A 10,901-nucleotide genomic window follows, 5' to 3' on the forward strand; every position below is an offset into this window, starting at 1 on the left:
AGACATCGGCCAAGTGCTGACAACAGACACTGAGCACCTGCGGGCGGGTGAATAATGGATTACACAAGAACAATGTCATACTGCTCCTGGTTGTAAATGGGCTCCACCTGGAACTGGATCGGCCGGCCGATAAATTCCTCAAGGTCCGCGACATTAGCCGACTCTTCATCGAGCAAGAGATCTATCACTACCTGACCGGCCAGCACCATAATTTTTTCACTGTCATAAGAGCGCGCTTCGCGGATAATCTCGCGGAAAATCTCGAAGCAAACTGTCTCCGCACTCTTTAATGTTCCCCTCCCGCTACACACAGGGCAGGGCTCACATAAAATCTGTCCCAGGGATTCCCTGGTGCGCTTGCGAGTCATTTCCACCAGCCCAAGTTCGGAGACTCCTGTAATGCTGGACTTGGCATGATCCCGCTCCAAGGTCTTTTCCAAGGTGCGCAGGACCTGTCTCTGGTGCTCGGGGTCTTTCATATCGATGAAATCGATAATAATAATCCCCCCCAGGTTCCTCAGCCGCAGCTGGCGGGCTATTGCGGTAGCAGCCTCCAGATTGGTTTTGAAGATAGTCTCCTCAAGGTTGCGATGGCCAACAAAAGCACCGGTGTTGACATCAATTGTACTCATCGCCTCCGTCTGCTCTACGATCAGGTAGCCACCAGACTTCAAGGTTACCTTGTTATGCAGCGCCCTTCTTATTTCCTCTTCAACACCATATAAGTCAAACAGCGGCCTCTCACCGGGGTAATGCTCCAGCCGGCCGGCAATTTCCGGCGCATATTTGCCGGCAAATTCTGCTGCGCGGCCGTGAGCCTCACGGGAGTCTATACGAATCTTTTCGGTATAAGGGCGTGCGAGGTCACGCAACGCGCGCATAAACAGTGGCAGGTCCTCGTAAATTACCGAAGGCACTGGGCGCTCTTTAATGCGCTCGTCCAGTTCCCCCCACAGCTTGTAGAGAAATGGGATATCACGCAGTAGCTCTTCCTCACTCACTCCCTCGGCAACAGTGCGTAAAATAAAGCCACCGTCAGCGGATAACCCCTCCTCCGCGAGACGCAGGGAAGCTGCTTCAACCAGCTTACGCAATCGCTCCCGCTCGCTTTCGTCTTCAATCCGATTGGAAATACCGATATGGCGAGTTTGCGGCATATATACCAGGTAGCGGGCAGAAACTGACAAGTGTGTCGTCAAGCGCGCTCCCTTACTGCTAATCGGGTCTTTTACCACCTGCACGACCAGTGACTGCCCTTCCCGGACCAGGGCACGGATGTCTGCCACTTCCGCATCCCGAGCCTCCATACCCTCATCATCAAGAGGCGCAATATCCGAAGCGTGGATAAAGCCCGCGCGCTCGAGACCAATATCGACAAAAGCCGCCTGCATCCCAGGCAGTACGCGAATAACCTTTCCTTTATAAATATTACCTACAATCCCACGCCGCGCACTGCGTTCCAGGTAGACCTCCTGAAGCACACCATTCTCTACCAGAGCCACCCGGGTTTCGGTCGGCGCGACATTAATTAACAGCTCTTCGCTCAAGATTGGCCCTCCTGCCAATAGGAAATCCCCGCATGTTCCAGCATCGGGACCAGGGCTTCCAAAGGAAGCCCAACAACATTGCTATAACTGCCACTAAAGCCTTCTACCAAAGCGGCACCAAAACCCTGGATGCCGTAACCACCCGCTTTGTCGGCGGGTTCTCCGGTCTTCCAATAATTTTCTATCTGGATTTTGGATAAATGACGGAATCTGACCCGCGTTTCCACCATGCGGCTAAACTGACGCTCATTTGAGCGCAGGCACACTGCTGTGAATACTGAATGCTCAGTTCCCGATAGAGCCAACATCATGGATTCGAAGTCAGTGAAGTCTTTGGGCTTTTCCAACAGCCTCTCACCCGCCATAACCACAGTGTCCGCCCCTAAGGACCAGAACCCTTCTGGAGCACCAGCAGCTTGAAATCCAGCAACGGCCTTGTCGTGAGCCAGGCGTTCTATGTACTCAAGAGGGCTTTCATTAGGTTGCTGCTGTTCTACAATTGCGGGGGAAAATTGGGAGAAAGACACCCCAATTTGAGCCAATAATTCGGCGCGGCGCGGCGAACCCGAGGCTAGAAGAAGTCGACTGTCTGAAGCGCTTTTTGTCACTCTAATACATATTCCCTGTGGGCCAGCGGCTGATTATAGCGGTACTGTTCGAAAAGTGATCGATTTTTTACACTGATTTACAGTGCCGACGAGACGGTCAACGAACGTGCAAACGCCCGGAAAGGCTCCTAAGCCATGGGATCACCCAAGGCCAGAGCAGGGCTGTAGTCAGGGCAGGCCATAGGAAAGTCAGCCCGGGCACCGATTTGCCTTCTAGACCATGCACCCAATTGCCCACTACCTGATGAATACCAACAAGAACAAATACCCACAGCAGTTGCTGGGCCGGGTTAAATGCCCGGGTGCGCTGGTAAGTGAGCAGGCTGAAATAGGCGAGGACCGACAGCGCGAGGGCGTGGGTTCCCAGGCTGGCTCCCGTAGCTAAATCCTGGACAATACCGATCATCCAAGCGAACCCCACCCCCAGGGTCTGGGGCATTCGGGTAATCCAGAATATCACCAGCAAAGCCGGAAATGCCGGCCGAAACCAGAGCCACTGCTGTGGCAGGGGCATAACCGCGAGAAGCAGTGACAGCAGAATAGTGACCGCGATAAACCAGCGGTTATTCGCTTGCAACAGAATGTCCTCCATTGCCGATAACTGCCAATACAAAACGGCTGCGATTCATGCGCCCCCTTGGCAACACTTCAGCCTCCGCAAAAGGTTTACCCGGGTCTCTCTGCACCGAGATAACCTCCCCAACCGGATAACCCGCGGGAAAGCGACTACCCAACCCAGAACTCAGCAGCAAATCGCCCTCGCGAATATCGCTGGTATTGGCTAGATGGCGTAACTTCAGGCGATACAGGTCACCAGTGCCCTCAGCGACGGTGCGCATACTGTTGCGCAGAACCTGGACGGGAATAGCGTGGCTGGAATCAGTAATCAGCAGGATACGGCTATAGGAATCACCAGCTTCAATGACCTGCCCCAGCAATCCACTGGCATCCATTACCGGCGTGCCGATATCAATGCCGTCATCGCGGCCCTTGTCGATCAGTAGCACATGCTCCAATGGATCGGGGGTAACGCCTATCACCTGCGCCACCAGTACCCGGTCGTCAACCATTTCTGCCGAGTTCATCAGCTCTTTAAGCTGGGTATTCTCCGCTTTGACGGCAGCCAATAGCTGGCTGCGCTGCTCCAGTAGCAGCACCTGGCGCTTGAGACGACTGTTCTCCTCTTGCAACTCCTCACGGGAGCGAAACTGTTCATCTGCCCAGTCGCCAACGCGCTCAGGAGCACCCGTAACCCAGTAAAGTGGGGCAATAATCCCGGATAAACGTTCGCGCACAGGCTGGAACCAATTGGTGTAATGATCGGAAACAATCAGCGAGATGGCGAGTATGGCGAGAAAGCCCAGGCGGTATTCGGCAGAGGGACCGCGGGTAAATAGCGGTTTCACAGGCAATCCCCTCTTAGCAGGTCAGTCAAAGATGGTGAGAGCATTACAAGTCACAAAGACTGCTTGCACTGTTTTTATTAAGGGAGCTTACGGATCAACCCCAGGCCCCCTACTCGTTTATACAATACCGTCTAATTAGACATCAGGTAGAGGCGGCTGCGATCCAGCATATCCAGTGCTTTGCCGCCGCCCCGAGCCACACAGGTCAGAGGGTCATCAGCAACAATCACTGGTAAGCCCGATTCTTCCATCAACAGGCGGTCCAGATCGCGTAACAGAGCACCACCACCAGTCAGCACCATACCGCGCTCAGCGATATCGGAAGCCAGTTCGGGGGGAGATTGTTCCAGCGCACTTTTTACAGCCTGAACAATACCTGTCAGAGGCTCTTGCAGGGCCTCAAGAATTTCATCGGAGTTCAAGGTAAAGCTGCGAGGTACACCCTCGGCCAGGTTGCGTCCGCGCACGTCGATTTCACGAACTTCACTGCCTGCATAAGCACAGCCGATTTCCTCTTTGATCCGTTCAGCAGTTGCATCACCAATCACGCTGCCGTAGTTGCGACGCACATAGTTGACGATAGCTTCATCAAAACGGTCACCACCGATACGCACTGAATCGGAATAAACCACACCATTCAGGGAGATAATGGCGATCTCAGTGGTGCCCCCACCGATATCCACCACCATGGAGCCGCTCGCTTCCTCGACATTCAAGCCTGCGCCTATGGCAGCAGCCATGGGCTCTTCAATCAGTGACACTTCGCGAGCGCCTGCACCCAGGGCCGACTCGCGAATGGCACGGCGCTCCACTTCTGTGGACTGGCAGGGAACACAAACCAGCACTCTCGGACTCGGGCGCATCCAGCTATTTTCGTGCACTTTCTTGATAAAGTGCTGCAACATTTTCTCGGTCACTTGGAAGTCGGCGATAACACCGTCCTTCAGCGGGCGAATAGCGGTAATATTGCCAGGAGTCCGGCCGAGCATGCGTTTGGCTTCTACTCCGACAGCCTCAACGATTTTCTGGCCATTGTAGTGACGGATTGCGACGACTGAGGGTTCGTCGAGTACTACGCCGCGATCGCGAACGTAAATCAGCGTGTTGGCAGTTCCCAGGTCGATGGAGAGATCACTGGAAAACATACCCCGCAAACGTTTAAACATGGAATTCGATTACCTTGTACTAATTATCAGCCCCCAGGTCGGGCACTGCGGGCGCGGCTTCTTTTATGGATACAAATCCTAATTAGTCCGCAAAAATAATTCTGAGTTCCGAGCCGCATTTCGAATCGGATTCTACGCAAAATACCGGAGTCTCTCATCACTCGGCAGGATTCGGCAAACTCTAACAACCGCTAAGCATCAGGGCAAGGCTGAAGGGAGGTCATTTGAGGCCCACTATCCATTACTGCCGGAGCCGGTGAGAATATACCCTCATTGTGCTAAATTTGCCGGTTCTGTCCGCCACATATCATACGGGCAGCTTTCGACTCGCAACTCAAGCTGGAGGAGTCCATCACCATGACAGTGGATACGCAAACTGTAGAAAAACTTGCGGAACTGGCCCGAATCGCCATATCCAAAGAAACCATCGAAGAAGTCAGCAACCGTCTCGGCGATGTATTGCAACTGGTCGACCAGCTGCAATCCACCAATACCGATGGTATCGCCCCGATGGCGCACCCACTGGACGAAGTCCAAAAGCTGCGTACCGACGCAGTGACAGAGACTGACAATCGAGAAGACTTCCTAAAGCTGGCTCCCCAAACCGAAGAAGGCCTCTACCTGGTTCCCAAAGTGATTGATTAGCCGGCCCAACACTGACGAAGTTCACCTAAAAACTCAGCCCTCAGCCCGTCAAGAGCCTTTAAGGGAATAACATGCATCAGCTTACTATCGCCGAGATCATCCGTGGATTGCGGAGCAAAGAGTTCTCAAGTACAGAACTAACCCACCATTTACTCGGCCGCATCCAGCAACTGGACAGCAACTACAACAGCTTTATTACCGTCACTGAAGAGAGCGCCCTAGCGCAAGCCGCGGCCGCCGACCAACGCCTGGCCAACGGGGAGGCACCAGCACTGTGCGGTGTGCCTATTGCCCACAAAGATATTATTTGCACTAACGGCGTGCGCACCAGCTGTGCCTCAAAAATGCTGGATAATTTTATCCCTCCCTACGATGCCACAGTGGTAGATAACCTCAACGCTGCCGGCACCGTCTCCCTGGGCAAGACCAATATGGATGAATTCGCCATGGGCTCATCCAACGAAAGCAGCTTTTACGGCCCAGTAAAAAACCCTTGGAATACCCGCTGTGTGCCCGGCGGTTCCTCCGGTGGCTCAGCTGCGGCAGTTGCTGCACAACTGATACCCGGCGCCACAGCTACCGATACCGGCGGCTCTATCCGCCAGCCGGCAGCGTTGACAAATACCACCGGGCTGAAGCCCACCTATGGGCGCATTTCCCGTTACGGTATCGTTGCCTACGCCTCCAGCCTGGATCAGGCCGGCCCTATAGCCCGCAATGCGGAAGACGCTGCTTATTTGCTCTCCGCCATGGCCAGCCACGACCCGAAAGATTCCACCAGTCTGAAGCAGCAGCCCACTGACTTTACCGCCGAACTGAATAACCCGATCACCGGGCTGCGGATCGGAGTACCCCGAGAGTACTTTGGGGAAGGCCTTAACCCTGAAACCGCAAGTCGGGTTCAAGAGGCTTTGAGAGCGTTTGAAAAGCTGGGGGCGCAACTGGTCGATATCAGCCTGCCACATACCGAGTTAGCGATACCTGCTTACTATGTGATCGCCCCCGCTGAAGCCTCTGCCAACCTGTCTCGATTCGATGGGGTTCGCTATGGCTACCGCTGTGAAGAGCCCAAAGACCTGCGCGATCTCTATATGCGCTCCCGTGGTGAAGGCTTCGGCGAAGAAGTGCAGCGTCGAATCCTGGTAGGCACCTACGCCCTGTCCGCCGGTTATTACGATGCTTATTACAACAAAGCCCAACAGGCCCGACGCCTGATCAAGCAGGACTTTGTCGAAGCATTCGAAAAAGTGGATGTGATTATGGGCCCCACGACCCCCTCCCCCGCTTTCGAGCTTGGCGCAAAGAGCGCTGACCCGGTAGCTATGTACCTGGAGGATATCTACACCATCGCCACCAACCTAGCCGGACTACCGGGCATGTCTGCACCCTGTGGCCTGGTGGACAATATGCCGGTGGGCCTGCAAATAACCGGCAATTACCTGGAAGAGGCGCGCATGCTCAACATCGCCCACCAATACCAACAGGTAACCGACTGGCACAAAGCCAGCGCCGTATAAGGAGATAAATTGTGGAATGGGAAATCGTTATCGGGTTGGAAATTCACGTCCAGCTCTCCACCCAGTCAAAACTCTTTTCCGGCGCTAGCATCCGCTTTGGCGCCGAGCCGAATACCCAGGCTTGCGCCGTGGACCTGGCTATGCCGGGCACACTGCCGGTACCGAATGAGGAAGCATTTCGTTTTGCAGTAATGTTCGGCCTGGCGATGAACGCAGAGATCGGCAAGCGCTCTGTTTTTGAACGCAAGAATTACTTCTATCCCGACTTGCCCAAGGGCTATCAAACCACTCAATTGGAACAGCCGATTGTCGGCCCAGGTGAAGTGGAAATTCACCTGGAAGATGGCAGCAGTAAGAAAGTGCGTTTGCATCACGCTCACCTGGAGGAAGATGCCGGTAAATCCCTGCATGAAGATTTCCACGGAATGTCCGGTATCGACCTGAACCGCGCAGGTACGCCACTGATTGAGATTGTCTCTGAACCGGATATGCGCAGTGCCGCCGAGGCTGTGGCTTACCTGAAAAAAATTCACAGTATCGTAACCTACCTGGGCATTTCCGATGGTGATATGTCCCAGGGCTCACTGCGCTGTGATGCCAATGTATCCGTGCGTTTGAAAGGCGAAGAAAAACTCGGCACCCGCACAGAATTAAAAAACATCAATTCTTTCCGTTTTGTCGAGCGCGCAATTAAAGTCGAAGCTGAACGTCAGATCGACATCCTGGAAGACGGCGGCACCATTACCCAGGAAACCCGCCTCTACGACGCGGACAAAAATGAAACCCGCTCTATGCGCAGCAAAGAAGTGGCCAATGATTACCGCTACTTCCCCTGCCCGGACCTTCTGCCAGTTGTACTCACTGATGAATATGTCGAGCAACTGCGCAACATCCTGCCAGAACTGCCTGATGCAAAAGCAGCCCGCTTCCAAGCGGAATACCAGCTATCTGCTTATGATGCAGACCAGCTGACACAGGAGCGTGCCAGTGCAGACTATTTTGAAACTGTGAGCAAATCCTGTGGCGAATCCAAGCTTGCCGCCAACTGGATTAACGGTGAACTGGCAGCGCTGCTCAACCGTCGTGAACTAACCATTTCACAATCCCCGGTTTCTGCCGACCAGCTGGCTGGACTAATCGCGCGCATCAAAGACAACACCATTTCCAGCAAAATCGCCAAACAGGTATTCGAGGCTATTGCCGACGGCGAGGGCAGTGCCGACGAAGTCATCGAAAAGCGTGGCCTGAAACAGGTTTCCGATACCGGCGCTATCGAAAAAATGGTGGATGAGGTGATCGCTGCAAGCGATGCTCAAGTGGAAAACTACCGCAAGGCCGATGAATCAAAACGCCCCAAAATGATGGGGTATTTCGTCGGGCAAATTATGAAAGCGTCCAAAGGGCAGGCAAACCCGCAGATGATTAATAAAATCCTCAAGCAAAAATTGGACGCACTACTTTAACCCTCAACATTTCAAGACCTGGGTCGGGCTTCGCCCGCCCCCTATTTATGTAGCAAGGATATAGTTTTGAGCCTGAAAAAAGACAAACAGAAAGTACTCGGAGAAGTTTTTGACGAGGAGCGTATTGCTGGATTCTTGATTGGTGAAGCCCCCGCAGGCGTAAACCGGGATTTTCATCTGCTCGAGCGCGCCTACCGAAGCATGAAAGCAGAGAGCTTTGCCACATTTGTTAAGCTGTTTCTCGCTGAAGGCCTGGATCTAAACAGCCCCGGCCCCGATGGAAAAACCCTGCTGGCACGTATTGCTGAACACCGCCAGGGCGCAGAATATAGCGAGATTTTAAAAGCCGCTGGTGCCAACTGAGAACTCTGGAAGTTTAGGCATCGTACCAGCGAAAGGTGAGAGTATGACTTCAAATCCCGTTCACGGTATCGACGCATTGGTGCGCGGTATCCACTTGATTACCCGGCGAGAGTTGCGCCCTTTTATCCTGGTGCCGCTACTGATAAATCTGGTGCTGTTTATTATTATCACCGGAATTATGATTTCTCAGCTGGGAGGACTTAGCGACTATATCGGCAGCTTGCTCTCCCACACGCCGGTAAATACGGAAAACATGTCCTGGTGGGAAGCCATTATGGCCAAGGGCGCTGCCTGGACCGCCAGTGTTTTTCGCTGGCTGGCCTGGATTATTGCACTAATAGTGCTTTTTCTATTTTTCCTTGCCTACGGCTATTTATTTAGCGTTATCACCAACATTATTGCAGCTCCCTTTAACGGTTTGCTTGCTGAGAAAGTGGAGGAGCTACTAACCGGTAAAGCTCCTCCTGCCGAGCCGATAATGCAAATGGTATGGCGTACCCTTGGCCGGGAATTGCGTAAGCTGGGTTACTTTATATTTTGGGGTTTGATCGTATTTATTATTGCCACCATCACCAGCTGGACCATTATTATCCCCGCAGTGCTCACCGCAGTTTGGGGCGCTTGGTGTATGGCTATTCAATACGTTGACTACCCACTGGATAACCACCAACGGCCATTTGATGAATTAAAAACGGTACTGCGCCGCCGTAAGCTCACCAGCCTTACATTTGGCGGGACCGTGATGCTTGCCAAAATGGTGCCGATTTTAAATATCTTTATTATGCCTGCGGCAGTAGCTGGCGGTACGGCTCTGTGGATTGAAAGATTGCGTATCGAGGGAGATCCGGGAACTCAAACTCCGGTACTTCAATAACCTTACCAGCAAAATAAAAAGCCCTCTCGTACAGAGGGCTTTTTATTTCGACACTATCTTCCCGATGTTTTCTTCTTTTTCAGTGCGCGATACCAGGGCTGCTGATCCTTGGCAACATAAGCGCTAGCCGACAGGCAATTTGCCAAATCCTCGAGTTCCTGGGTGAGCACTTCACCTGAAAATTTTTTCCTTACCATCTGCTGGAGTTTGTCTGCCAACAATGCATCACGCAATCCCTCTGGCCTCTGAATACCTGCAGAAAGAATTTCAGGAGTCCACCCAGACAGATCCCGAACCGTTATCCAATCATTTCCCTGCTCAGGATAGCCAGAAAAATCAGTATCGAATGCCAGGCCGGAATCGTTATTAAGAAAAGTATTATTTAACAAATGATTAGATTGCTTGAACCTCATAAAGAATTGCCTGGCATCACTCCTTGATGGCAGCAACTGAGAGTCATCCTCCAGCATCATTGGCTTCAGCTTAATCAATTCAGACTCCGCCACCCCCAGCTCCAGTAATTTGTGGGTCAGTAGGAACTCCTTTCTGCCTACTCCCTCATTCACCCGGCGAGCAGAAATCTCCATATCCCCATCAAGCAAAGCGAGGAAGTCACTCACAATATCACCACCGTGTAGGGCTTCCCGGCTGAAAAGCCTCACCTGGAGGGAATCAGTCCCAAATACAGTCTCCCATAGCTTCAACTTGCTAAAATAATCGTAGTAAATCTCAATATCTTTATTGAGAGTGGGAAAAGCCCCCTCACTATGGCCAAGCAACTTACTAGAGGAGCTTCGATTGGAAGCGGCCCCACGAGCTCCTTGTTTTTTAAAAGATATTGCCTGTAAATCCTGCCTGCGCAGATAAACAATCACCTTAACGTTATCAAAGTACTTGGCACACACCTGCTGAACCAGCTCAATACTCTCGCGTTGATGCAAAAAGCAAAGGTGCTCCGCCGATACAATGGTTTGCTTACCGCGGCTAGCTGCAAGTAGCTCATCGAGCCGGGAATTGAGCTTAAAACGGACCCGCCCTTTCTCCCGCAAAACTTCAATACACCCAGAGGAGTTTCCTTTTTTTCCAAGGGAAAGGAATTCAAAGCCCGCCTTATTCAGGGCTTGTGTCTGCTCCTTCATTGCCAACTGGAGAGAGCTGGAGCCGGTTTTATGGAAACCGATATGTAAGTAGAGGGTGCGCATCCGAGTATTTACTTTAATTCTTATTGAGTAATGGATGTCAGAATGCAAGCTAGCCCCATACTATAGGAGCAACTTCAACCTGCAGAGTCTTGACTCATGCAACTGGCTAA

At 52.5% G+C, this 10,901-nt stretch carries 11 protein-coding genes; 5 read left to right on the forward strand and 6 right to left on the reverse strand.

What is annotated here, in order from left to right:
• Positions 1-59: 59 nt before the first annotated feature.
• From rng to BTJ40_RS17180, 5 genes are all read right to left on the reverse strand, one after another.
• Positions 60-1,547 (reverse strand): ribonuclease G, encoded by a 1,488-nt coding sequence (rng, locus tag BTJ40_RS17160; protein ID WP_108734238.1) that lies wholly within the window; start codon positions 1,545-1,547, stop codon positions 60-62.
• Positions 1,544-2,155 carry a nucleoside triphosphate pyrophosphatase gene (locus BTJ40_RS17165; RefSeq protein WP_108734239.1) on the reverse strand — a complete coding sequence of 204 codons (612 nt, stop codon included), beginning with the start codon at positions 2,153-2,155 and terminating at the stop codon, positions 1,544-1,546. Before BTJ40_RS17165 ends, rng begins: the two co-directional genes overlap by 4 nt.
• 97 nt (positions 2,156-2,252) lie before the next feature.
• Positions 2,253-2,747: a rod shape-determining protein MreD gene (mreD, locus tag BTJ40_RS17170; protein WP_238152042.1), complete on the reverse strand. Its 495-nt coding sequence runs from the start codon at positions 2,745-2,747 to the stop codon at positions 2,253-2,255.
• A complete protein-coding gene (gene mreC, locus BTJ40_RS17175) occupies positions 2,719-3,561 on the reverse strand; it encodes a rod shape-determining protein MreC (RefSeq protein WP_108734240.1) in 843 nt (280 codons plus the stop codon). Before mreC ends, mreD begins: the two co-directional genes overlap by 29 nt.
• Positions 3,562-3,692: 131 nt before the next feature.
• Positions 3,693-4,727 (reverse strand): rod shape-determining protein, encoded by a 1,035-nt coding sequence (locus tag BTJ40_RS17180; protein ID WP_020412569.1) that lies wholly within the window; start codon positions 4,725-4,727, stop codon positions 3,693-3,695.
• Positions 4,728-5,084: 357 nt separating this feature from the next.
• Between BTJ40_RS17180 and gatC the strand changes: the two genes are divergently transcribed.
• From gatC to cysZ, 5 genes are all read left to right on the forward strand, one after another.
• Entirely contained in the window at positions 5,085-5,372 is a 288-nt protein-coding gene (gene gatC / locus BTJ40_RS17185; protein WP_192879346.1) for an Asp-tRNA(Asn)/Glu-tRNA(Gln) amidotransferase subunit GatC, read from the forward strand.
• A gap of 71 nt (positions 5,373-5,443) precedes the next feature.
• Positions 5,444-6,889 carry an Asp-tRNA(Asn)/Glu-tRNA(Gln) amidotransferase subunit GatA gene (gatA, locus tag BTJ40_RS17190; RefSeq protein ID WP_108734241.1) on the forward strand — a complete coding sequence of 482 codons (1,446 nt, stop codon included), beginning with the start codon at positions 5,444-5,446 and terminating at the stop codon, positions 6,887-6,889.
• A gap of 11 nt (positions 6,890-6,900) precedes the next feature.
• Positions 6,901-8,352, forward strand: coding sequence for an Asp-tRNA(Asn)/Glu-tRNA(Gln) amidotransferase subunit GatB (gene gatB, locus BTJ40_RS17195; RefSeq protein WP_108734242.1), 1,452 nt, complete (start codon positions 6,901-6,903; stop codon positions 8,350-8,352).
• Between the two features lie 66 nt (positions 8,353-8,418).
• Entirely contained in the window at positions 8,419-8,715 is a 297-nt protein-coding gene (locus BTJ40_RS17200) for a PA4642 family protein (protein WP_108734243.1), read from the forward strand.
• 43 nt (positions 8,716-8,758) lie between these two features.
• The gene (gene cysZ, locus BTJ40_RS17205) at positions 8,759-9,589 is read left to right on the forward strand and encodes a sulfate transporter CysZ (protein WP_108734244.1); all 831 of its coding nucleotides are present in this window, start codon (positions 8,759-8,761) and stop codon (positions 9,587-9,589) included.
• A gap of 53 nt (positions 9,590-9,642) precedes the next feature.
• On the opposite strand, the gene BTJ40_RS17210 is transcribed toward cysZ, so the two are convergent.
• A complete protein-coding gene (locus tag BTJ40_RS17210; RefSeq protein ID WP_108734245.1) occupies positions 9,643-10,791 on the reverse strand; it encodes a hypothetical protein in 1,149 nt (382 codons plus the stop codon).
• Between the last annotated feature and the right edge of the window lie 110 nt (positions 10,792-10,901).

Source organism: Microbulbifer sp. A4B17, assembly GCF_003076275.1.
Classification (GTDB): Bacteria; Pseudomonadota; Gammaproteobacteria; order Pseudomonadales; family Cellvibrionaceae; genus Microbulbifer.